This window comes from Haemophilus influenzae, assembly GCF_019703545.1.
Classification (GTDB): Bacteria; Pseudomonadota; Gammaproteobacteria; order Enterobacterales; family Pasteurellaceae; genus Haemophilus; species Haemophilus influenzae_E.
On the sequence record NZ_AP018771.1, the window covers coordinates 1,675,624 to 1,700,438 of the forward strand.

20 protein-coding genes and 1 pseudogene are annotated in these 24,815 nt (G+C 37.1%); 13 read left to right on the plus strand and 8 right to left on the minus strand.

Going from position 1 to position 24,815, the window contains the following annotated elements:
- The first annotated feature begins 7 nt into the window (after positions 1-7).
- Genes K6J66_RS08480 through K6J66_RS08505 form a run of 6 tightly spaced genes read left to right on the plus strand, consistent with a single transcriptional unit; the run spans position 8 to position 6,434 of the window.
- Positions 8-1,702, plus strand: a complete 1,695-nt coding sequence (locus K6J66_RS08480) for an ABC transporter substrate-binding protein (protein WP_038439971.1) — start codon at positions 8-10, stop codon at positions 1,700-1,702.
- On the plus strand, positions 1,702-2,667 hold the full coding sequence (locus K6J66_RS08485; RefSeq protein ID WP_038439972.1) for an ABC transporter permease: 966 nt from the start codon (positions 1,702-1,704) through the stop codon (positions 2,665-2,667). Before K6J66_RS08480 ends, K6J66_RS08485 begins: the two co-directional genes overlap by 1 nt.
- A complete protein-coding gene (locus tag K6J66_RS08490; RefSeq protein ID WP_005647371.1) occupies positions 2,657-3,544 on the plus strand; it encodes an ABC transporter permease subunit in 888 nt (295 codons plus the stop codon). Before K6J66_RS08485 ends, K6J66_RS08490 begins: the two co-directional genes overlap by 11 nt.
- 3 nt (positions 3,545-3,547) lie before the next feature.
- Positions 3,548-4,597 (plus strand): peptide ABC transporter ATP-binding protein, encoded by a 1,050-nt coding sequence (locus K6J66_RS08495; protein WP_038439973.1) that lies wholly within the window; start codon positions 3,548-3,550, stop codon positions 4,595-4,597.
- Complete coding sequence (locus K6J66_RS08500; RefSeq protein WP_015702452.1) at positions 4,597-5,406, plus strand: peptide ABC transporter ATP-binding protein; 810 nt, start codon at positions 4,597-4,599, stop codon at positions 5,404-5,406. Before K6J66_RS08495 ends, K6J66_RS08500 begins: the two co-directional genes overlap by 1 nt.
- A gap of 11 nt (positions 5,407-5,417) precedes the next feature.
- A complete protein-coding gene (locus tag K6J66_RS08505) occupies positions 5,418-6,434 on the plus strand; it encodes a YeiH family protein (protein WP_021035347.1) in 1,017 nt (338 codons plus the stop codon).
- 78 nt (positions 6,435-6,512) lie between these two features.
- Here K6J66_RS08505 and truA read toward each other — a convergent pair whose 3' ends face one another.
- On the minus strand, positions 6,513-7,322 hold the full coding sequence (gene truA, locus K6J66_RS08510; protein WP_110442507.1) for a tRNA pseudouridine(38-40) synthase TruA: 810 nt from the start codon (positions 7,320-7,322) through the stop codon (positions 6,513-6,515).
- Positions 7,323-7,556: 234 nt separating this feature from the next.
- Here truA and fbp point away from each other — a divergent pair, with 234 nt between their 5' ends.
- The gene (gene fbp / locus K6J66_RS08515) at positions 7,557-8,561 is read left to right on the plus strand and encodes a class 1 fructose-bisphosphatase (protein ID WP_005660494.1); all 1,005 of its coding nucleotides are present in this window, start codon (positions 7,557-7,559) and stop codon (positions 8,559-8,561) included.
- Positions 8,562-8,604: 43 nt separating this feature from the next.
- Here fbp and K6J66_RS08520 read toward each other — a convergent pair.
- Positions 8,605-8,697 (minus strand): annotated as a pseudogene (locus K6J66_RS08520) ((d)CMP kinase); the annotation flags it as partial.
- 267 nt (positions 8,698-8,964) lie between these two features.
- Here K6J66_RS08520 and K6J66_RS08525 point away from each other — a divergent pair.
- Complete coding sequence (locus K6J66_RS08525) at positions 8,965-10,563, plus strand: lactate permease LctP family transporter (protein ID WP_110442508.1); 1,599 nt, start codon at positions 8,965-8,967, stop codon at positions 10,561-10,563.
- A 299-nt stretch (positions 10,564-10,862) separates the two neighbouring features.
- Entirely contained in the window at positions 10,863-13,595 is a 2,733-nt protein-coding gene (locus K6J66_RS08530) for a TonB-dependent receptor domain-containing protein (RefSeq protein ID WP_110442509.1), read from the plus strand.
- An 85-nt stretch (positions 13,596-13,680) separates the two neighbouring features.
- On the opposite strand, the gene K6J66_RS08535 is transcribed toward K6J66_RS08530, so the two are convergent.
- From K6J66_RS08535 to dsbC, 4 genes are all read right to left on the minus strand, one after another.
- Positions 13,681-14,370 carry a 5'-methylthioadenosine/adenosylhomocysteine nucleosidase gene (locus K6J66_RS08535; protein WP_110442510.1) on the minus strand — a complete coding sequence of 230 codons (690 nt, stop codon included), beginning with the start codon at positions 14,368-14,370 and terminating at the stop codon, positions 13,681-13,683.
- Positions 14,367-15,062, minus strand: coding sequence for a thiol:disulfide interchange protein DsbA/DsbL (locus tag K6J66_RS08540; protein WP_110442511.1), 696 nt, complete (start codon positions 15,060-15,062; stop codon positions 14,367-14,369). The genes K6J66_RS08535 and K6J66_RS08540 overlap by 4 nt, the downstream gene beginning before the upstream one ends.
- A 4-nt stretch (positions 15,063-15,066) precedes the next feature.
- Positions 15,067-16,794, minus strand: a complete 1,728-nt coding sequence (gene recJ, locus K6J66_RS08545) for a single-stranded-DNA-specific exonuclease RecJ (protein WP_110442512.1) — start codon at positions 16,792-16,794, stop codon at positions 15,067-15,069.
- A gap of 290 nt (positions 16,795-17,084) precedes the next feature.
- Positions 17,085-17,774: a bifunctional protein-disulfide isomerase/oxidoreductase DsbC gene (gene dsbC, locus K6J66_RS08550; RefSeq protein ID WP_110442513.1), complete on the minus strand. Its 690-nt coding sequence runs from the start codon at positions 17,772-17,774 to the stop codon at positions 17,085-17,087.
- A 132-nt stretch (positions 17,775-17,906) separates the two neighbouring features.
- Between dsbC and prfB the strand changes: the two genes are divergently transcribed.
- Positions 17,907-19,005 (plus strand): peptide chain release factor 2 gene (gene prfB, locus K6J66_RS08555; RefSeq protein WP_105182830.1). Its coding sequence is split into 2 segments (ribosomal slippage): positions 17,907-17,981 and positions 17,983-19,005, totalling 1,098 coding nucleotides; the frame shifts between segments, so codons are not numbered across the junction.
- A 149-nt stretch (positions 19,006-19,154) separates the two neighbouring features.
- Positions 19,155-20,663, plus strand: coding sequence for a lysine--tRNA ligase (gene lysS / locus K6J66_RS08560; protein ID WP_110442514.1), 1,509 nt, complete (start codon positions 19,155-19,157; stop codon positions 20,661-20,663).
- 85 nt (positions 20,664-20,748) lie between these two features.
- Here lysS and mdh read toward each other — a convergent pair whose 3' ends face one another.
- Complete coding sequence (mdh, locus tag K6J66_RS08565; protein WP_005660475.1) at positions 20,749-21,684, minus strand: malate dehydrogenase; 936 nt, start codon at positions 21,682-21,684, stop codon at positions 20,749-20,751.
- 206 nt (positions 21,685-21,890) lie between these two features.
- On the opposite strand from mdh, the gene argR reads away from it, so the two are divergent.
- Both argR and K6J66_RS08575 read left to right on the plus strand, forming a co-directional pair.
- Entirely contained in the window at positions 21,891-22,346 is a 456-nt protein-coding gene (gene argR, locus K6J66_RS08570; protein WP_005660473.1) for a transcriptional regulator ArgR, read from the plus strand.
- Positions 22,346-23,236: a TIGR01777 family oxidoreductase gene (locus K6J66_RS08575; RefSeq protein WP_110442515.1), complete on the plus strand. Its 891-nt coding sequence runs from the start codon at positions 22,346-22,348 to the stop codon at positions 23,234-23,236. Before argR ends, K6J66_RS08575 begins: the two co-directional genes overlap by 1 nt.
- 54 nt (positions 23,237-23,290) lie before the next feature.
- On the opposite strand, the gene purF is transcribed toward K6J66_RS08575, so the two are convergent.
- Positions 23,291-24,808, minus strand: a complete 1,518-nt coding sequence (gene purF, locus K6J66_RS08580; RefSeq protein WP_012055454.1) for an amidophosphoribosyltransferase — start codon at positions 24,806-24,808, stop codon at positions 23,291-23,293.
- Positions 24,809-24,815 lie beyond the last annotated feature (7 nt).

Below are 24,815 nucleotides of genomic sequence, written 5' to 3' on the forward strand. Positions count from 1 at the left end.
ATTTGTTATGTTACGTCTAAATCTGAGATTTTTATCTTTTCTGCTCTGTATAATCCAAAGTGTAGAATTACAGGCTGCGCCAAGTGTTCCAACATTTTTAACTGAAAATGGCTTAACTTATTGCACCCACGCTTCAGGTTTTTCATTTAATCCGCAAACGGCAGATGCAGGAACCAGTATGAATGTGGTCACGGAACAAATTTATAACAAATTATTTGATATAAAAAATCACAGTGCAACATTAACACCAATGCTGGCGCAATCTTATTCCATTTCAGCTGATGGTAAAGAAATTTTATTAAATTTACGTCACGGCGTAAAATTTCACCAAACCCCTTGGTTTACCCCAACACGTGATTTTAACGCTGAAGACGTAGTATTTTCGATTAATCGTGTATTAGGGCATAATACTTATTTACCAACCTTAGCTGAGGCGAATGTTACCTATAGTAACCCACAATATAAAGTGTTTCACGAACAAGCAAGAAAAGTGCGTTTTCCTTATTTTGATAGCATTAAACTTAACGAAAAAATCAAATCTGTGACCGCACTTTCGCCTTATCAAGTAAAAATTGAATTATTTGAGCCAGATTCCTCCATCTTGTCGCATCTTGCCAGCCAGTATGCCATTATTTTTTCACAAGAATATGCCTATCAATTAAGCGCAGATGACAACCTTACTCAATTAGATACCCACCCAGTAGGCACAGGGCCTTATCAAGTAAAAGATTATGTATATAACCAATATGTTCGCTTAGTGCGTAACGAAAACTATTGGAAAAAAGAAGCAAAAATTCAAAATATTATCGTGGATTTATCTACTGATAGAAACGGGCGACTCGTCAAATTTTTCAATAATGAATGTCAAATAGCCTCTTATCCTGAAGTGAGCCAAATTGGCTTATTAAAGAGCAACGATAAGCACTACTATATGCAATCCACTGACGGAATGAATTTGGCATATCTTGCCTTCAATTTTGAAAAGCCATTGATGCAGGATCGCACCATTCGAGAAGCTATCTCACAAAGTTTGAACCGCGCACGTATTATTCACAACATCTATCACAATACTGCGACAGTGGCGAATAACATTATTCCTGAAGTATCTTGGGCTTCAAGTGTCAATACGCCAGAATTTGAGTTTGATTACAATCCCAAAATCGCCAAAAATAAATTAGCAGATAAAAACCTTTTGTTAAATTTATGGGTAATTAATGAAGAACAAGTCTATAATCCTGCACCTTTTAAAATGGCTGAAATGATAAAATGGGATTTAGCTCAAGCGGGTGTGAAAGTTAAAGTGCGTGCCGTAACTCGTCCATTTTTAACTGCGCAATTACGCAATCAATCGGAAAATTATGATTTGATTCTATCTGGTTGGTTAGCTGGTAATCTTGATCCTGATGGTTTTATGCGTCCAATTTTAAGCTGTGGAACAAAAAATGAACTCACTAATTTATCTAATTGGTGTAATGAAGAATTTGATCAATTTATGGATCGTGCCATTACCACCTCACATTTAAGTTCACGCGCAAAATCCTATAATGAAGCCCAAGAACTCGTTTTACGTGAATTACCCATTATTCCTATTGCCAATGTAAAACGAATTTTAGTCGCAAATAGTCGTGTGAAAGGAGTAAAAATGACGCCTTTTGGTAGCTTAGATTTTTCCACTTTATATTTTATTCAGGAGAAACACTAATGTTATGGTCGGCTCTTCGCCATATTCTGTGGGTGGCATTATTATTACTCGTATTATCGCTATTAGGCTTTGTCATTTTATTGCGCGATCCTCTTAATGCGAATCTTGTTACACAAAACATTTATATCGGCTATTTCCATTATTTAGGCACCTTGTTACAAGGTGATTTTGGCATTACCTATAACGGTGGAAAATCATTAATGAACCTTATTCTTACGGTTCTTCCTCCCACATTGGAACTTTGTTTCATTACATTGTTTTTGGCATTTATTTTTGGTTTGCCACTTGGCATTATAAGTGCGGTCAATTCTGAACAAGTTTTTGCAAAAAGTTTACAGAGCTTATCTTATGTAGGGCTATCTATTCCAATATTTTGGTTAGCCCCTATTTTACTGTACGTTGCCGCGCTCTCACATTGGGAAATTGCCGCTATTGGACAATATAATTTGCTTTACGAAATTAAATCCATTACGGGATTTCCTGTTATTGATATGTGGTTTATGGAAGTGCCTTATCGTACAAAAATCGTACAAAATATATTGCAACATTTAGCCTTACCAACATTGGTATTGTGTATTTTGCCAACAATGGAAATTATCCGCATTATTCATCAACGAGCAGAATATATTTTGAATCAAAATTTTTCTAAAGTAGCGACAACACGGGGTTGGTCAAAATGGAAAATTCTCCATCAATACGTATTCCGTAATACTTTTCCCCTACTTGTTCCACAAGTACCACGTGTATTCACATTAGTATTAACGCAATGTATGTTGGTAGAAACGGCTTTAGGTTGGCCTGGCATTGGTCGTTGGTTAATTAATGCCGTAAATGAACAAGATTACAACAGCATTGCCGCAGGTGTAATTGTTATTGGTGTATGTATTATTTTGATTGATACATTCACTAAAATATTCACTTTTATACTCGATCCATTTAAAAAGAAAGGTTGGTATGCAAAATAAAGAACCTGATGAATTCCGCGAAAGCACCTCAATCTTTCAAATTTGGTTACGCTTTCGTCAAAATACCATCGCACTTTTTAGCTTTTATTTATTAATCGCATTAATTTTTACCGCACTTTTTGCTAGTTATCTTGCACCTTATGCTGATAATCGACAATTTATTGGGCAAGAATTAATGCCTCCTTCTTGGGTAGATAGAGGAAAAATTGCTTTTTTCTTTGGTACTGATGATTTAGGTCGCGACATATTAAGTCGTTTAATTATGGGTACTCGTTATACCTTAGGTTCTGCTTTACTGGTTGTCTTTTCAGTGGCAATAATAGGCGGCGCACTAGGAATTATTGCAGGACTACTGAAAGGTATTAAAGCTCGTTTTGTCGGGCATATTTTTGATGCTTTTTTATCGTTACCTATTCTATTAATTGCCATTGTTATTTCAACATTAATGGAACCAAGTTTATGGAATGCAATGTTCGCAACACTCTTAGCGATATTGCCGTATTTCATCCATGCAATTTATCAAGCCATTCAACAAGAATTGAAAAAAGATTATGTGCTGATGTTAAAACTTGAAGGCATTTCTAACTGGGAATTATTAAAAAGCACTATTTTACCGAATATTACTGTTATTTATATTCAAGAAGTGGCTCGTGCTTTTGTTATAGCCGTGTTGGATATTAGTGCGTTAAGTTTTATTTCCCTTGGCGCACAACGACCAACCCCAGAATGGGGCGCAATGATTCGAGATTCTTTAGAACTACTCTATCTTGCACCTTGGACGGTATTACTCCCTGGCTTTGCAATTATTTTTACTATTTTATTAAGCATTATTTTTAGCAATGGCTTAACTAAAACCATCAATCAACATCAAGAATAGCCTATGGCACTTTTAGACATTTGTAACCTCAATATTGAAATTCAAACCTCCAATGGACGTATAAAAATTGTAGATGGCGTCAATCTTTCCCTTAACGAAGGGGAAATCAGTGGATTAGTTGGCGAATCAGGCTCAGGAAAAAGCTTAATCGCTAAAGTCATTTGTAATGCAATCAAAGAAAATTGGATTATTACTGCCGATCGCTTTCGTTTTCACGATATCGAATTACTTAAACTCAGTCCTAATAAACGCCGAAAGTTAGTGGGTAAAGAAATATCCATGATTTTCCAAAATCCCTTATCTTGCCTTGATCCAAGTCGAAAAATAGGGAAACAACTCATCCAAAATATTCCTAATTGGACATTTAAAAATAAATGGTGGAAATGGTTTGGGTGGAAAAAAAGACGTGCTATTGAATTGTTACATCGCGTAGGAATTAAAGATCATCGTGATATTATGGCAAGCTATCCTAACGAACTGACAGAAGGCGAAGGACAAAAAGTTATGATCGCAATGGCTGTCGCTAATCAGCCACGTTTATTAATCGCAGATGAACCAACAAATACATTAGAATCAACCACTGCCCTACAAGTTTTTCGTTTACTTTCCAGTATGAACCAAAATCAGGGAACAACAATTTTACTTACGAGTAACGATATTAAAAGTATTAGTGAATGGTGCGATCAAATTTCAGTGCTTTATTGTGGGCAAAATACCGAATCTGCCCCGACTGAAATATTAATCGAAAGTCCCCATCATCCTTATACCCAAGCCTTAATTAATGCAGTACCCGATTTTACTCAACCTTTGGGGTTTAAAACTAAATTGGGTACGTTAGAAGGCACCGCGCCTATTTTAGAGCAAATGCCAATTGGCTGTCGTCTTGGCCCAAGATGCCCTTTTGCACAAAAAAAATGTATGGAAAAACCAAGACGATTGAAAATAAAACAACACGAATTTTCTTGTCATTATCCTATTAATTTACGAGAAAAAAATTTCAAAGAAAAAACAACCGCCACCCCTTTTATACTTAATTGCAAAGGAAATGAATAATGCCCTTATTACAAGTGGAAGATTTAACTAAAACTTTTAAAGGTCACGCCAGTTTATTTGGTCGAAATCAATTCAATGCAGTGGATAAAGTGAGTTTTACCCTTGAACGTAAACAAACACTTGCAATCATTGGCAATAATGGCTCTGGTAAATCAACCCTAGTGAAAATGATAGCAGGTATTATTCCGCCAACTTCTGGTCGAATTTTATTTAATGATCGAGAATTACAATATCAGGATGCCCAATCTAGAGCTAAACATATTCGTATGGTTTTCCAAGATGCCAACTCTGCATTTAATCCACGTTTAAATATTGGACAAATATTAGACGAACCATTAAGCCTAGCGACAGATTGGACAGAAACACAACGTAATGAAAAAATCTTTGAGACCCTCTCTCTTGTTGGGCTTTATCCTGATTACACAAATCTCAATATTAAGCATCTTTCTATTAGCCAAAAACAGCGTGTCGCTTTGGCACGTGCGCTGATTTTAGAACCTGAAATAATTATTATAGATGATGCAATTGGCAATTTAGATGCTTCTGTACGTATTCAATTGCTTAATTTAACCCTTGATCTGCAGCAACGTTTAGGTATTTCTTATATTTATGTAGGGCAAGATCTCGGTGTAATTAAACATATTGCAGATACGATTATCGTAATGGATGAAGGAAAAATGATTGAATATGGCAGCCCTCAAAATCTTTTTACTGATCCACAAACTGATGTTACTCGTCGCTTAGTCGAAAGCTATTTTGGCAAAATTTTAGATGAAACCGCTTGGGTAAAAGACAAAAACACTCACTAAGGAAAGGAAAAATGAACACTCGTCCCTTTTATTTCGGACTTATATTTATTGCGATTATCGCTATACTTGCTAACTATTTAGGAAACACTGATTTTTCCCATCATTATCATATCAGTGCTTTAATTATTGCCATCTTGCTGGGAATGGCAATCGGCAATACCATTTACCCGCAATTTTCAACACAAGTGGAAAAAGGCGTGTTATTTGCCAAAGGCACGCTTCTTCGCACTGGCATTGTGTTGTATGGTTTCCGCCTCACTTTTGGCGATATTGCCGATGTAGGATTAAATGCTGTTGTCACTGATGCGATTATGCTAATTTCAACCTTCTTTTTTACCGCACTTTTAGGCATTCGTTATCTAAAAATGGATAAACAATTGGTTTATCTCACTGGAGCAGGATGTAGTATTTGTGGTGCGGCAGCGGTTATGGCGGCAGAGCCTGTGACCAAAGCAGAATCTCATAAAGTTTCAGTAGCGATTGCCGTAGTGGTCATTTTCGGGACGCTTGCTATTTTTACTTACCCCTTTTTCTACACTTGGTCACAAGATTTAATTAACGCCCATCAATTCGGTATTTATGTTGGTTCTAGTGTACACGAAGTGGCTCAAGTGTATGCTATTGGGGAAAATATTGATCCTATCGTGGCGAATACTGCCGTCATTTCCAAAATGATCCGAGTGATGATGCTCGCACCATTTTTATTAATGCTTTCTTGGTTATTAACACGTAGTAATGGAGTATCAGAAAATACGTCACACAAAATTACAATTCCTTGGTTTGCTGTACTTTTTATTGGTGTTGCGATTTTTAATTCTTTTGATTTATTACCAAAAGAACTCGTAAACTTATTAGTTGAAATCGATTCTTTCTTATTAATTTCATCAATGGCTGCCCTTGGCTTAACGACGCAAGCAAGCGCAATCAAAAAGGCAGGATTAAAACCGTTTGTTTTAGGAATACTAACTTATTTATGGCTAGTGGTTGGTGGATTTTTAGTGAACTATGGAATATCAAAATTAATATAAAATTCACTTAAGATTGACCGCACTTTTAAAGTGCGGTCTTTTTTACAGATATGGTTATTTAAAGGATTAAATTACGCTTTATTTCAAAGTACGATTTAATAAACCATCCTCTAAAAATAAAGGGCCAATTGGGCGTTTAGGAATATCAAACTTCTGCGGATAAATCACATCAACCAAATACAATCCATCGGGTTTTGCTGTTGGTGCAGCAAGCTGACGATTTTTCTGCTCAAGTAGCCATTGCATCCATTCAATCGGCTGATTTCCAGCACCGACCTCAATCAAACTTCCCACAATATTACGCACCATATGATGCACAAAAGCGTTCGCCTGAATATCCACAATAATATATTGCCCGATACGAGACACATTCAAATGATGCACATTACGCCAAGGGGTATGGGATTGACATTGTGCTGCACGGAAAGAGGAAAAATCATGTTCGCCAAGTAAACATTGTCCTGCCTGATGCATTTTTTCCGCATCTAAATCTAAATGACAATGTGTTATTCCTCCCGCTAAAATTGCAGAGCGTAATTTATTACAATAAAGAATATAACGGTAACGGCGTGCTGTTGCGGAAAATCTGGCGTGAAATTCATCATCAACTTGTTTTGCCCAACTCACTGCAATGTCATCAGGTAAATGAGCATTAGTGCCAAAAGCCCAAGCTTTCTCAGGACGAATCACATTGGTTTCAAAATGAACAACCTGCCCCGTTCCACTTACGCCAGAATCCGTTCGACCCGCACAAAATATTTCAATTTTTTCATTCGCAATACAAGAAAGTGCCTTTTCTAATTCTTCTTGTACACTGCGGACTTTTTCTTGTCTCTGCCAACCATAATAATTTTTCCCGTTATACTCAATGCCTAATGCAATTTTCATTTTTTACCTTTTGGCTTAATAAAGTGCGGTTATGGTAGCTCAAGTTTATTTGGAGCGCAAATGCATAAAAACACTCCAAAATTTATTCAAAAATAAGCGATAGTTTCTAAAAATTGCAGTAATAAATGTGAATTTTTTGTGATAAAGATCCCATTCTGATAATCTGCCATTAGAGTTTACACTCCAAACTTCCTATAATTAACTTACGCATTATGAAAAACTAAAAGGAAAATTATGAAAACATTGAGTGAATTTATCGTTGAACGCCAAGCAGAATACCCAAATGCTAAAGGGGAATTGAGTGGTATTTTGTCGTCAATTCGTCTTTTAGCGAAAATTATTCATCGAGATATTAACAAAGCAGGTTTAACAAATATTCTCGGTCAATCTGGTATTGAAAATGTACAAGGCGAAAGTCAAATGAAACTCGATTTATTCGCCCATAACACGATGAAAGCGGCATTAATGGCACGTGAAGAAGTGGCTGGTTTTGCCTCTGAAGAAGAAGAAAGTTTTATCGCATTTGATACAGAACGTGGCCGTAATGCAAAATACATTATTTTAACGGATCCCCTTGATGGTTCTTCAAATATTGATGTAAACGTATCCGTCGGTACAATTTTCTCCATTTACCGTCGTGTATCCCCTATTGGCTCACCTGTTACCTTAGAAGATTTTATGCAACCAGGTAATAAACAAGTCGCGGCGGGTTATATTGTTTATGGTTCATCAACAATGTTGGTTTATACCACTGGTCACGGTGTGAATGGTTTTACTTATGACCCATCAATCGGTACATTCTGTCTTTCCCACGAAAATATGCAAATGCCAAAAGAGGGCAAAATTTATTCCATCAATGAAGGGCAATACCTCAAATTCCCACAAGGTGTGAAAAAATATATTAAATATTGCCAAGAAGAAGATAAAGCGACTCATCGCCCTTACGTATCTCGCTATATTGGTTCACTTGTAGCAGACTTCCACCGCAACTTATTAAAAGGCGGCATTTATATTTACCCAAGTGCAACCAACTATCCAAATGGAAAACTCCGTTTATTATATGAAGGCAATCCTATTGCATTTTTAGCGGAGCAAGCTGGTGGTGTCGCAACAGATGGTTATCGTCGAATTTTAGATATCGAACCAACCGCACTTCATGAACGTGTTCCACTATTTGTTGGTTCAGAAGATATGGTAAAAAAAGCGCAAGAAATGATGGAAGAATTTAAAGAAGAATAATAAAAATCTCCTCGATTAAAAGGGGAGATTTTTATCAATAAAAAGCATAGCCCAACTTTTCAGCCAACGCATAACAAAGCGTCCCTTTCCCAGCACCACTAGGACCATCAACAGTAATAATCATTCCCATACAAATTATCCTTTCATTCTCAAAATTTTGCGCATTATAGTGAGAATTTGGTAATCCTGCTAATGTTAATATGGTATTAAACAATCTTTATCATATTCCATATTCTTCTATTAATGCTATAACTAAACACAAATAGTAATAAAAATGTAAAAAATGAAAATAAAATGTTAAATTTTATGAGATATTGATCACATTTTCTTAAAATAGGTATATGCTTTTGCATATAAATCCATAAAATAACCACATCTTTTAATCTAACTCTGAGGATATTTTATGCTGTCTTTTATTCTAAGTATTTTTCCTATCGTTTTACTGATTTATCTTATGGTAAAAAGAAACGCGCTACCTTCTTATGTTGCCTTACCTTGGATTGCGACATTAGTTATGGGCGTTCATCTTTTACACTTTAATACAGATATTGTTACTATTAGTGCAAATGTTGTTTCTGCAATTGTTGCGGTACAAACACCTATTACAGTAATTTTTGGTGCGATTCTCTTTAACCGTTTCTCTGAAATTTCAGGCGCAACAAATATTATGCGAAAATGGCTAGGAAATATTAATCCAAATCCCGTTGCACAATTAATGATTATTGGTTGGGCGTTTGCTTTTATGATCGAGGGAGCAAGTGGTTTTGGTACACCAGCGGCAATTGCTGCACCTATTTTAGTGGGATTAGGTTTTCATCCATTAAAAGTGGCGATGTTGGCACTTATTATGAACTCAGTTCCCGTATCCTTTGGTGCGGTAGGTACACCAACTTGGTTTGGTTTTGGTGCTTTAAAATTATCAGAAGATATGATTTTAGAAATTGGGTCTATTACAGCATTTATACACTCCATTGCTGCACTTATTATCCCATTATTAGCACTTCGTATCTTAGTAAATTGGGATGATATTCGTAAAAACATCGTATTTATCTATATTAGCGTACTGGGTTGCGTAGTACCTTATTTCTTGATTGCTCAAGTCAATTACGAATTTCCATCACTCGTTGGGGGGGCAATCGGCTTATTTATTTCTGTATGGGCTGCTAATCGCAATATTGGTTTAGCAAAAGTAACAAATACCCTTGATAATAATGCGGTAAGTACGGGAGAAGTAGTTAAAGCATTATTCCCTACAGGTTTACTTATTGCATTTTTAATTGTAACTCGTATTCATCAATTACCATTCAAAGCAATGATGAATGACGCAACTGTTTGGTTCTCAACCACATTAGGTTCGTTAGGATTATTTGAAATTAGCAAAGGTTTAATCTTTAGCTTAAAAAATATTTTTGGCTCAAATGTTTCATCAAGCTATAAACTTCTTTACGTACCCGCATTGATTCCATTTGTCATTACAGTACTAATTGCGATTCCTGTCTTTAAAATTTCCAGTTCAAATGTTAAACAGATTTTTGTATCAAGTTTACAACAATCTAAAAATCCATTTATTGCCTTAATTGGTGCCTTAGTGATGGTAAACCTAATGTTAGTGGGTGGCGAACATTCTATGGTAAAAATTATAGGTAGAACTTTTGCTGAAATTTCTGGTAGTAACTGGACTATTTTCTCCTCTTTCTTAGGCGCGATTGGATCCTTTTTCTCAGGTTCAAATACCGTATCCAACCTAACATTTGGTAGTGTTCAACTTTCTACCGCAGAAACAACAGGCATTTCTGTCGCACTTGTTCTTGCTTTACAATCTGTTGGTGGGGCAATGGGGAATATGGTATGTATAAATAACATTGTAGCGGTAAGTTCAGTGTTAAATATTTCAAACCAAGAAGGCACAATTATTAAGAAAACCATTATACCTATGATCATTTACGGTATCATTGCCGCACTTGGTGCGCTGTTCTTAGTACCTTTATTTTATAATCTATAAAATTCACGCCAAAAATGACCGCACTTTTGCGGTCATTTCCTATTTTTCTCTTTTATATTTCTACTATCAAAAACGATTTTCAACCCATTAAAGTGCGGTTGATTTTGCGAATAAATTTATCCATTTCGCAAAAACTAAACTTTCTTTTTCTCTATCTTCTAAACGTATTTTCTCTCTAAAAAATTAATTTTTTTCATTATTTTTTTAGGTATTTTCATTAAATTTATTAAATCATTCCTTGAAATCCCTCTTATAAAATGGATAATCGTAATATTTCTCAAAAATAAATAGGAACTATAATGAAGAAAGCTATAAAATTAAATTTAATTACACTTGGCCTAATTAATACGATCGGTATGACGATTACACAAGCTCAAGCCGAAGAAACATTAGGACAAATTGATGTAGTGGAAAAAGTTATATCAAACGATAAAAAACCTTTCACTGAAGCCAAAGCCAAAAGTACGCGTGAAAATGTCTTTAAGGAAACACAAACCATTGACCAAGTGATTCGGAGCATTCCTGGGGCATTTACTCAACAAGATAAAGGCTCGGGTGTGGTTTCTGTAAATATTCGTGGCGAAAATGGATTAGGTCGTGTCAATACGATGGTTGATGGTGTAACACAGACTTTTTATTCTACAGCCTTAGACTCTGGTCAATCAGGCGGAAGTTCTCAATTTGGTGCGGCAATCGATCCTAATTTTATTGCAGGTGTAGATGTTAATAAAAGTAACTTTTCGGGAGCAAGCGGTATAAATGCGTTAGCAGGCAGTGCTAATTTTAGAACATTAAGCGTTAATGATGTCATTACTGATGACAAACCATTCGGCATTATTCTGAAAGGAATGACAGGAAGCAATGCCACTAAATCCAATTTTATGACGACAGCCGCAGGCAGAAAATGGCTTGATAATGGTGGCTATGTAGGCGTGGTGTATGGTTATAGCCAACGTGAAGTTTCACAAGATTATCGTATCGGTGGCGGAGAACGATTAGCATCATTAGGGCAAGATATTCTTGCTAAAGAAAAAGAAGCCTATTTCCGCAATGCAGGTTATGTTTTAAACCAAGCTGGACAGTGGACTCCTGATTTAAGCAAAAACCATTGGTCTTGTAATCTCCCCACCCCCAAGTTAGCTGACTCGACACAAAATCTTGGCGATGATGCATGCAAAAAATGGTACGAAAAGCCTGAAAAAAAGAACATTTTAGAAAAACTTTATACAGAGAAAAAAAATCCATCAGAAATTGCAGAATTACAAAAAGACATAACAGAAACTGATAAAAGCTTTGAACGCAATAAAGATCAATATAGTGTCGCACCTATTGAGCCAGGCAGTTTGCAATCTCGTTCACGTAGCCATTTATTAAAATTTGAATATAGCGATGATCGCCATACCTTAGGGGCACAAATACGTACCCTTGATAATAAAATTGGTTCTCGCAAAATTGAAAACCGTAATTACCAAGTCAATTATAACTTCAATAATAACAACTATCTCGATCTTAATTTAATGGCTGCACATAACATTGGTAAAACCATTTATCCTAAAGGTGGTTTTTTTGCTGGCTGGCAAGTGGCAGACAAACTTATTACCAAAAATGTCGCAAATATTGTTGATATAAATAACAGCTATACCTTCTTATTGCCAAAAGAAATCGATTTAAAAACCACATTAGGTTTTAACTATTTTACCAATGAATACAGTAAAAACCGTTTTCCAGAAGAATTAAGTTTGTTTTATGATGATCCTTCACATGATCGAGGTAACTACAGTAATTTAGGACGATTTAAAGGTAGTCGAAGTTTACTACCCCAACGTTCAGTGATTTTACAACCTTCTGGCAAGCAAAAATTTAAAACGGTGTATTTTGATACCGCACTTTCTAAAGGCATTTATCATTTAAATTACAGCGTGAATTTTATCCATTATGCGTTTAATGGTGAGTATGTTGGATATGAAAATGGAGCGGAACCGATTTTGCATAAATCAGGGCATAAAAAGGCATTCAATCATTCCGCTACATTAAGTGCAGAGCTAAGCGATTATTTTATGCCATTTTTCACTTATTCACGCACACACAGAATGCCGAATATTCAAGAGATGTTTTTCTCTCAAGTGTCTGATGCAGGGGTAAACACGGCATTAAAACCTGAACAATCTGACACCTATCAACTAGGCTTTAATACTTATAAAAAAGGTCTATTCACTCAAGACGATGTGCTAGGCATCAAATTAGTGGGTTATCGTAGCTTTATTAAAAACTATATCCATAATGTTTACGGTGTTTGGTGGAGAAATGGCGTTGTACCTACGTGGGCAAGCAGTAATGGTTTTCGCTTTAATATCGCACATCAAAATTATCAACCTATCGTGAAAAAAAGCGGTGCTGAGTTAGAGCTTAATTATGATATGGGACGTTTTTTTGCGAATGTCTCTTACGCTTATCAACGTACTAATCAGCCAACCAATTATGCCGATGCCAGCCCACGTCCGAATAATGCTTCAAAAGAAGACATTTTGAAACAAGGTTATGGCTTATCTCGTGTTTCAATGCTACCAAAAGACTACGGCAGATTAGAGCTTGGTACACGTTGGTTTGATCAAAAATTAACCTTAGGTATGGCAGCTCGTTATTATGGAAAAAGTAAACGTGCGACAATTGAAGAAGAATATATCAATGGCTCTCGCTATGAAAAATATACTTCAGGTGAAAGAACTTACTATGCCGTGAAAAAAACAGAAGAGATTAAAAAACAACCGATTATTTTAGATTTACACGTCAGCTATGAACCAATCAAAGATTTGATTATTAAAGCGGAAGTACAAAATCTATTAGATAAACGTTATGTTGATCCATTAGATGCTGGAAATGATGCGGCTTCGCAACGTTATTATTCAAGTTTAAATGATTCAATTTGTAGTAAAAAAGATGATATTTGTGAAGGTGGAGGAAAAGATAAAACTGTACTTTATAACTTTGCACGTGGAAGAACTTATATTCTGAGCTTAAACTATAAATTCTAATAGGTTCATATAAAAAGGCATAGCTAATAAGCTATGCCTTTTCAATAATGTTTATGAAATTTGTGATCTTATGAAAAGATTATGGCTACAGTCTATCTATCATCTCTAACACTAATGCGGAAGACTGCTTCGCCGCCAATGGCAAAAACTCTTCAAAAGATATACTTGCTTTGCCATCGCCGCCATCAGAAATAGCTCGAACCACCACAAAAGGCACATTAAACGCATAGCAAACTTGCGCAATCGCTGTGGCTTCCATTTCAACCCCCGTCACATTCGGAAAATCTGCTTGAATTTGTGTAATTTTGTCTTCGCTATTAATAAAACTATCGCCAGAGCAAATTAAACCACGTTTTACCGATTGCCCTTGCTTTTCTGCAATTTCTTGAGCGAGATCTGCCAATTTTTTATCAGATAAAAATGCCGCAGGATTAGCAGGCAACTGCCCTTTTTCATAGCCAAAAGCTGTCACATCCGCATCGTGATAGCGTGTTTCATCAGAAATCACAATATCCCCCACTTTCAAGCCTTTTGCTACCCCACCTGCAGAGCCAGTATTGATCACACAATCTGGTTTGGCTAATTGCAATAATGCCGTCGTGCCAATGGCAGCTGCCACTTTTCCAATGCCTGATTGCAATAATGCAACATCTTTACCGTTAATTTTACCTTCAAAAATGACCGCACTTGCTACTCGAGTTTCCGTTCTATCAGCCATTAAATTTTTTAAAATTTCGACTTCTTGTGCCATTGCACCAACAATTCCTATTTTCATTGTTTTTGTTCCTGTTCTATTTTATTTACCAAAAAATCTAACACTGCTACGCTATAATCATCATTATAAAGCGTACTTGCAGTGAGTACATATTTTCCACCAATGACAACGTAAGGATAGGTAAAAACACCATATTCTTCCGTCAATTCAATCGCATTTTGGATCTGTTCTTTTACGCTTTGTGAATTTTCAGTTTGAATAAATAACTGCTTATCTAGCCCTTGTTCTTCCGCCCATTGCTGAATTTTATTTGCTGTAGACAATTCTGTATAACGGGATTTTTCTGAAGTTTCAAATAACAAAACATTGGATAATTCGCTCGCACTTAATGCTTGCAAAGTATAAAAAATACGTGCGCTAAACTGGCTATCGGCAGTTGCAATAGGATATTGTTCCAACACAACTTTATATGTGCGTATTTGGCTATAAAGCTCTAAAATATCTTGTGCTGACGAACATACGCGGCAATCGTAATCAAAAAAGAATTGAATGCGGATTTTTTTATCGGTTCGAGACACTTGTTCGATAGGTTCTTTATAAGAAAAATAATCACGCCCGTCTTCAAAATAGATTGTGTCCCTTGATGGCAAGTGCGGAGAATTTTGCACTGAAAATTCTTTCTGATTGACTTCTGCTAAAACAAACGACGATAAAAAAAGCAAACAAAATGCCAATAACCCTTTTAATTTCATTCTATCACTCATCTATCGGCTCAATATAATCTACCAATAATTGTACGCTACGATTGCCACGAAATTCGTTAATATCTAATTTATAGGCTAAACGAGCCTGTTTAATTGAAAGATCAGGATACAATCTTGTATTAATATTAAACGCAATCGCATCTAATAAAACCCCGCCTTGTTTCGGTTCTAGCAACATTTTTAGATGATTTTTATTTTGCCCAATTGCGCGCTGATCCAAAATTTTAAATTCGCCATCAAAGCAAGGCTCAGGAAACCCTTGTCCCCAAGTGCCTACCGATTTTATCAGCTCTGCCGTTTCAAGATTAAATTCATTTGAATTCAGTTCGCCATCTGTCCAAATTATGCCTTGCAGATGTTCTTCATCAAGCCAATCGGCAATGGTTTGATTAAAAAGATATTGGAAATCGGCAAAATATTCTTCTCGAATACTCAACCCAGCAGCCATTGCGTGTCCGCCAAATTTTAAAATTATATTAGGATGTTGCGAATGAATACGCTCTAAAACATCGCGCATATGTAACCCCTCAATAGAACGAGCTGAACCTTTCAAAATTCCCTCACTATCTTGTGCAAAGGCAATCACTGGACGATGATATTGATCCTTAATCCTTGATGACACAATGCCTAATACGCCTTGATGCCAATCAGGTTGATAAAGCGTAATACCATAGGGTAACTCTTTAAAAAGTGCGGTAAGATTTTGACAAATTTTTATTGCCTCAAGCTTCATACCCGCTTCAATTTCTTTACGAGTTTGGTTAAGCTGATCGAGATCTAAAGCTAATTCTCTGGCTTTTGACATTTCGTTCGCCAACAAAAGTTCTACCCCAATCGACATATTATCTAAACGCCCTGCCGCATTTAAACGCGGCCCAATACAAAAACCGAGATCACTTGAAGTAAACTGCTCTACGTTACGGTTAGCCACTTCTGCCAACGCAATGATACCGAGACGGCAGTGTCTAGCACGGATACGCATTAAACCTTGATAAGCAAGGATACGATTATTTTGATCTAAAGGCACAACATCTGCGATGGTGCCTAGTGCCACCAGATCGAGCAAATCAGTAAAATTAGGTTGTGTTTCTGCCGTAAAAATACCGAGTTCTCGAAATTTTGCTCGTACGGCTAACATCAAATAAAATGCCACACCCACACCTGCCAAGAATTTTGAAGGGAAATGACACTGACTTAAATTAGGATTAACAATCGCATCGGCTGGCGGCAAAGTTTCGGGGGGTAAATGATGATCCGTGACTAAAACTCGAATGCCTTTTTCTTTCAAAAATGCCACACCGTCAAAAGATGAAACGCCATTATCCACCGTCATTAAAAGCTGAACGCCCTTTTCAATTGCCATTTCAGCCACGGGAATACTCAAGCCATAACCCTGTTCAAATCGATTTGGCACAAGGTAATCCACATCAGAAAAGCCAAGTTGTCTTAAAGCCAGCACACTCAATGCTGTGCTGGTTGCACCATCAGCATCAAAATCCCCAACAATCACAATTTTTTGCTTTTGTTGATAGGCTTCCACTAATAAATTTACAGCTTGATCAATGCCATATAATTGATTTGGATTGAGCATTGATTTCAAAGTGCGGTCTAATTCTTTGGTGTTTTGAATACGACGAGCGCGATAAAGGCGATCTAATAAGGGATGGTTTGAAACAGAGTTTCCAATTGGAATTTCACGGCGTTTGATAAGTTTTTTCACTGGATATTAATTCATACCTAAAAGCAAAAAGCTGTTGAAATCAACAGCTCTTTTATCTATACTTTTTCCTGTTGCTCAGGGCTTTTAACCCTGAATGCTGACAGGGGTTAAAAGCCCTACTGACCATTAGTCTAACTATTGTGTCAGCTAAGGATTTTAATGATGCCTAAATTATGCATTTATATCATAATTTTTGTGTTGTTAATGCTTTTTTGCCCACCAGCATATTAAGCATACCGACTATTAAAACACAAGGGGTAGGCAACTGCCCCTTGCTCTTTATTATAAAATTATTGTGCTGTTTCTTCAAGTGCTCTTAATAAATCAGCGGGTTTTAAATAACCGCCAATAAGCTCACCAGTTGAGGTAACAATACTTGGTGTTCCTCGTACACCAAATTGAATACCTAATTCATAATGTTTTTTCACGATATTTGGCGTTTTAACTTCTTTTGGTAAATTGCCTTTTTCTGCTTCATTTAAAGCAAAAACGGGATCTTTCGCCGTCCAAATCGCTTCCATTTGTTTCGCCGTTTGATTATTCATACCTGCGCGAGGGAAAGCTAAATAACGCACAGTAATACCAAGATCGTTATATTCTTTTAATTGCTGATGTAATAAATGGCAATAATGGCAGGTAATATCCATAAATACTGTTACTACGTGTTTTTCATTTTTCGCAGGATAAACAATCATCTCGTCTTTATAAGAATTAAGTTTATCCACTAAAATTTTACCTGCTACATCAACAGGGCCATTATTTGTGAGTTCATAAAGTTTACCTTCAAAAAGATATTTTCCATCTTCGCTCACATAAAGTATACCTTGATCCGTGACAGCCGTTCTAATGCCTGAAATCGGCGAAGATTTAATAACAATATTTGATACATTAAAAGACTGTAATTTGCGTTTAATTGCCGCATCATCTGCCATTGCATTAGCCGCAGCCACGCACAAAAGTGCGGTAAAAATTTTCTTCATTTTTTGTTCCTAAATTAGCTTGAGTGAGAAAGTCTAAAATTATAGAGAGATTGCTAATTTCTGCAAGGTCAAACTATCCAAAAATCAGAAAATAGCATATAATTCCACAATTTATCACACAGTGAATTTATTATGTTTGAAATCAATCCTGTAAAAAATAAAATCATCGATTTATCTGACCGCACTTCGGTGCTTCGGGGGTATCTTTGACTTCGATGCCAAAGTTGAGCGTTTAGAAGAAGTCAATGCGGAACTAGAACAGCCAGATGTTTGGAATGATCCAGATAAAGCTCAAACGCTTGGTAAAGAACGGGTTTCTTTAGAACAAGTTGTAAATACCATCAAAAATTTAGAACAAGGTTTAGAAGATGTCGATGGGTTGTTAGAACTCGCCATCGAAGCAGAAGACGAAGACACCTTCAATGAAGCGGTCGCTGAATTAGATGAACTCGAACAACAACTCGAAAAATTAGAGTTCCGTCGAATGTTTAGTGGCGAACATGATGCTTGCGATTGCTATGTGGACTTACAAGCTGGTTCTGGCGGTACGGAAGCTCAAGATTGGACAGAAATGTTGCTGCGTATGTATCTTCGTTGGGCAGAAAGCAAAGGCTTTAAAACAGAACTAATGGAAGTCTCTGACGGCGATGTAGCAGGATTAAAATCAGCAACGATTAAAGTGAGCGGAGAATATGCTTTTGGTTGGTTACGAACAGAAACGGGGATTCATCGTTTAGTGCGTAAAAGTCCATTTGATTCCAATAACCGTCGTCACACATCATTCAGTGCAGCATTTGTCTATCCTGAAATTGATGATGATATTGATATTGAAATCAATCCTGCTGATTTACGTATTGATGTTTATCGAGCGTCGGGAGCAGGTGGGCAGCACGTAAACAAAACTGAAAGTGCGGTGCGAATTACCCATATGCCAAGTGGTATTGTAGTGCAATGTCAAAACGACCGTTCACAGCACAAAAACAAAGATCAAGCGATGAAGCAATTAAAAGCGAAATTGTATGAGCTTGAATTACAAAAGAAAAATGCGGATAAGCAAGCAATGGAAGATAATAAATCGGACATTGGTTGGGGAAGCCAAATTCGCTCTTACGTATTAGACGATTCACGCATTAAAGATTTACGTACTGGCGTAGAAAACCGTAATACGCAAGCCGTATTAGACGGGGATTTAGATCGATTTATTGAAGCGAGTCTCAAGGCTGGATTATAAAATTTTTGCCTTCCCCTGTTTACGGGGGAAAGTGGCGCGAAGCAACGGAAGGGGGCTTTCGATAATATATTTCCTTTAGTCTTCGACAGCTCCTAAAGTAAACAAAGAAAATAAAAATTTCTTATTAATTTATAAAAAAGGTAAACAATATGTCAGAACAAGAAGTTAAAGAATTAGATCTCAATGGCGAAATGCTCGTTCGTCGTGAAAAATTAGCCGCATTACGTACAAAAGGTAATGCATTTCCAAACAAGTTTCGTCGTGATGCGCTCGCGCAAGATTTGCACAATCAATATGATGCAGAAGACGGGGAAATCTTAAAAGAAAAAAGCATTGAAGTACAAGTTGCTGGTCGTATTATGACTCGCCGTGCAATGGGTAAAGCAACTTTTATCACTATTCAAGATATGAGCGGTAAAATCCAGCTTTACGTTGCACGCGATAATTTGCCTGAAGGTGTTTATGCTGAAGATGTAGGTAACTGGGATTTAGGTGACATCGTTGGCGTTAAAGGCACTTTATTTAAAACAAAAACTGATGAACTCACAGTGAAAACTACGGAAGTTCAACTTTTAACTAAAGCTCTTCGCCCATTACCAGACAAATTCCATGGTTTAACCGACCAAGAAGTTCGCTATCGCCAACGTTATTTAGATTTAATTTCTAACGAAGAATCTCGCCGCACTTTTATTATTCGTTCTAAAGTTGTCGCGGGTATTCGTGAATATTTCATTTCTAAAGGCTTTATGGAAGTGGAAACGCCAATGTTACAAGTGATTCCAGGTGGTGCGTCTGCTCGTCCATTTATCACTCACCATAACGCATTAGATGTTGATATGTATCTTCGTATTGCACCTGAACTTTATTTAAAACGCTTGGTCGTTGGTGGATTTGAACGAGTATTTGAATTAAACCGCAACTTCCGTAATGAAGGGGTTTCTGTTCGTCATAATCCAGAATTTACTATGCTTGAATATTATCAAGCCTATGCAGATTACCACGATTTAATGGATAACACCGAAGAACTGCTTCGTAAATTAGCGATTGATATTCTTGGTACGACTATTGTGAAATACGGCGAATACGAATTTGATTTTGGTAAACCATTCGAACGTATTACGTTACACGATGCAACCATTAAATATGGTGCTGACAAAGGTATCGTAAAAGAAGATTTATATGACTTTGATCGTGCAAAAGCTACGGCAGAACGCTTAGGTATTGAAGTACAAAAATCTTGGGGTTTAGGCAGCATTGTGAACGCAATCTTTGAAGAAGTAGCTGAACATCACTTAATTCAACCAACCTTCTTAATGGCTCATCCTGCGGAAATTTCGCCACTTGCACGTCGTAATGATGAAAACCCAGATGTTACAGATCGTTTTGAGCTCTTTATCGGTGGTCGTGAAATCGGTAATGGTTTCTCAGAATTAAATGATGCAGAAGATCAAAATGAACGTTTTGATGCACAAGTGACTGCGAAAGAAGCGGGCGATGATGAAGCGATGTTTAAAGATGAAGACTTTGTTGTTGCACTAGAACACGGCTTACCACCAACAGCTGGGGAAGGTTTAGGTATCGACCGTCTAGCGATGCTTTATGCAAATGCACCATCAATTCGTGATGTGATCTTGTTCCCTGCAATGCGTCAGAAATAATAAAGATACAAACAAAAGCCACCAAATGGTGGCTTTTTTATCGAAACATAAAAAGGGAGCTAATGCTCCCCTTACTTTTTAATGATTAACCATTAATAAATTTTTCGCCTAATTCAATATCTGCACGTAAAGTCGGCAACATATTTTCTAGAGCTTGTTGTTCAAAATTGCTTAATGGGCCAATTGGTAAAATTTCTTCTACACCTTCTTTGCCTAAACGAACTGGTTGAGAGAAGAAACGAGCATATTTGCCATCACCTTCAACATAAGTACATTCAACCACTGTCTCGCCACTTAATCCTTTCACTAAAGAACGCGCAAAACGTGCTGCAGCTTGCGCCATTGAAAGGGTTGCAGAACCGCCCCCCGCTTTTGCATTGACCACTTCTGTACCTGCATTTTGAATACGTTTTGTTAATGGTTCGATTTCATCTTCATTCCACTCAGCATATTGAACTTGAGAAAGTAATGGAAGAATAGTCACACCTGAGTGACCACCAATAACAGGAACGCTTGTACGAGAAACATTTAAACCTTTTAATTCAGCCACAAAGGTTTCAGAACGTAACACGTCTAAAGTTGTCACACCAAATAATTTACGTTTGTCGTAAACGCCTGCTTTTTTCAGCACTTCAGCCGCAATTGCAACAGTAGTATTTACTGGGTTAGTGATGATACCAACGCATGCTTTCGGACAAGTAACCGCGACTTTTTCAATTAAACCACGCACGATACCTGCATTAATATTGAATAAATCTGAACGATCCATACCAGGTTTACGTGCAACACCAGCAGAAATTAATACAACATCCGCACCTTCAAGTGCTGGAGTTGGATCTTCACCAGAAAAACCTTTCACATTCACTGCCGTTGGAATATGGCTCACATCCACTGCAACACCTGGGGTAACAGGGGCAATATCATACAATGATAAGTCGGTACCTGCTGGCAACTGAAGTTTTAGTAATAACGCTAATGCTTGACCAATACCACCTGCGGCACCTAATACAGCAACTTTCATAAATACTCCTTATGTGTTAGTTAATTTAAAACAGACTGATTTTAAAATGTTCATCTTACAATTACAAATAGAGAAATATCATTCTATGATCTAGTTCACATTTCTGAGATAAATATTTTCTTCTCTTCGTTCTTATTCATATTTCAGTTGATGAAAGTGAATTTTTATGCAATTCTTATGCAAATTTTGACTATTGAAAAATAAAGATGACTGAGAATTTAACTCGCGCTTTTAAAGAATTACTCAACCAAGAACGCTTTGGTTCTCAAAGTGAAATTGTCGATGCCTTAAAAAAACAAGGCTTTACTGGTATTAATCAATCAAAAATATCAAGAATGCTCAGCAAATTTGGTGCGGTTCGCACCCGTAATACCAAGATGGAAATGGTCTATTGCTTACCAAATGAATTAAGTGTTCCCAATACCAGTAGTCCATTAAAAAATCTTGTCTTAGATGTTGATCACAATGCGATGTTAATCGTAATAAAAACGACGCCCGGTGCTGCTCAATTAATCGCACGATTACTTGATTCCATTGGAAAATCAGAAGGCATTTTAGGTACTATCGCAGGCGATGATACTATTTTTGTCACGCCCACAAACGATAAACCTATCGACGAATTATTGCAAAATATCCAACGTTTATTTGAAAACACATTGTAATGAATATTCTATTAACGGGAGGAACAGGACTTATCGGCAAAGCACTTGTCGAACAACTCTGTTTACGCAATGAACAAGTGACGATCTTAACGCGCTCAAGTTCGCCGCACACTCTCTCAAAGCACAAAAACATCAAATTTATTACCGCACTTTCCCAACTTAATTCACAAGAACAGTTTGATGCCATCATCAATCTTGCTGGCGAGCCAATTTTTCATAAAGTTTGGTCGAAAAACCAGAAATCTATTTTACGAGAAAGTCGTTTAAGCCTCACTACTCAACTGGTTGAATTCATCAATCAGTATCAGCAATACCCAATTTTTATTTCAGGTTCAGCAACAGGAATTTACGGCGATCAAGACGAACAAAAAATTACCGAAACAAGCAAAACAGCAAAAACCTTCACTGCACAATTATGCCAAGATTGGGAAAATATTGCACGACAAGCACATGCTAGAGTTTGTTTGATTAGAACAGGCATGGTCTTTTCTACAAAAGGTGGCGCACTTGCTAAAATGTTGCCTTTATACAAATGGGGACTTGGCGGTAAACTGGGCAAGGGAGAGCAATATTTCCCTTGGATTGCTTTGGAAGATATGGTAAACGGCATTTTATTTTTACTCGATCATTCAGAATGCAGAGGGGCGTTTAACTTCGCTGCCCCCAAGTCTATAAAACAGCATAAATTTAACCGCACTTTAGCTCAACTATTAAAACGTCCTGCTTTTGCAACCATTCCAAAATGGCTATTACATTTCATTCTTGGCAAGCGAGCAAATCTATTACTCGAAAGTCAAAATGTTGTACCTGAAAAATTACTTAACGCTGGATTCCAATTTCAATATGCTGATTGCGAAAACTATCTAAAAGATATCCTAAAAAACAAATAAAAAAATCACCGCACTTTTAATACGATGATTTTTATCCCTCTAAATGCCTAGCATTTATTGTTCATTGTAAATTTCAAGATTGGATGCTTGTTTTTCTCGTTTCTTCTTTGCGTTATCATTGCGTTGAGTTGCGATTTTCTCTAAATATTCAGGGCTAATATCGCCTGTAATATATTCGCCTGTGAAAACAGAACAATCAAAACCTTGAATGGCTGGGTTTTCCAATTGAACAGATTCAGTAAGTGCGGTCAGATCTTGGAAAATTAATTTATCTACGCCAATCAAATGTGCAATTTCATCAACATTTCGTCCATAAGCGATCAGCTCATCGCGACTCGGCATATCAATACCATAGACATTCGGATAACGAATTTCTGGGGCAGCCGAGGCGAAGTAAATTTTCTTCGCGCCAGCTGAGCGAGCCATTTCAACAATTTGCTCAGAGGTTGTGCCACGAACAATAGAATCGTCTACCAATAACACGTTTTTATCTTTAAATTCAGCTTTAATGGTATTCAATTTACGACGAACCGAACTAATACGCTGTGCTTGTCCTGGCATAATAAAGGTACGGCCAACATAGCGATTTTTCACAAATCCTTGGCGATAAGGCTTCCCTAGTACACGAGCTATTTGTAACGCAATATCTGTTGAAGTTTCAGGAACGGGAATCACCACATCAATATTATCAATTTCATCAGCCCATTCTTTTGCAATTTTTTGTCCAAGTTTTTCGCCCATGTGAACACGCGCAGCATAAACAGAGACGCCATCAATCGTTGAATCTGGGCGTGCAAAATAAACATACTCAAAAATACAAGGATTTAACACCGCACTTTCAGCACATTGTTGTGAATAAAGCTCGCCATCAAACGTCACATAAACGGCTTCACCTGCAGCAATATCACGCACAAATTCGAAACCTACAATATCTAAAGCCACTGTTTCAGACGCAAACATATAATCGGTTTTGCCATTTTCCTCGCGTTTACCCAACACCAAAGGACGAATGCCAAAAGGATCACGAAACGCAACCATACCATGCCCAATAATCATCGCTAAACAAGCATAAGCACCGCGAACATCCTTGTGAGTTTTACGAACAGCATAGAAAATATCTTGTGGATCGAGGTGATCTTGAGGAATGTGATCGAGGTGATTGGCGAGAATATTAAGAAGAAGTTCGGAATCTGAATTAGTGTTTACATGGCGGCGAGCAGTTTTAAAGACCTTTTCTTTTAACTCCACTGAGTTGGTTAAGTTGCCGTTATGCACCAAAGTGACACCATAGGGAGAATTCACATAAAAAGGCTGTGCCTCTGAGACGCTAGAACTCCCCGCTGTAGGATAGCGAACATGCCCCAACCCAGCATGTCCTTGCAAGCGTAGCATATGTTCTTGATGAAACACATCGCTGACTAAACCATTAGCTTTACGTAAGCGAAAACGGTTTTCATCATCAACCGTTACAATACCTGCCGCATCTTGTCCACGATGTTGCAAAAGGGTTAATGCTGCATAAATAGATTCATTAACCGGACTTTGGCTAACAATACCGACAATACCACACATTTTGTGT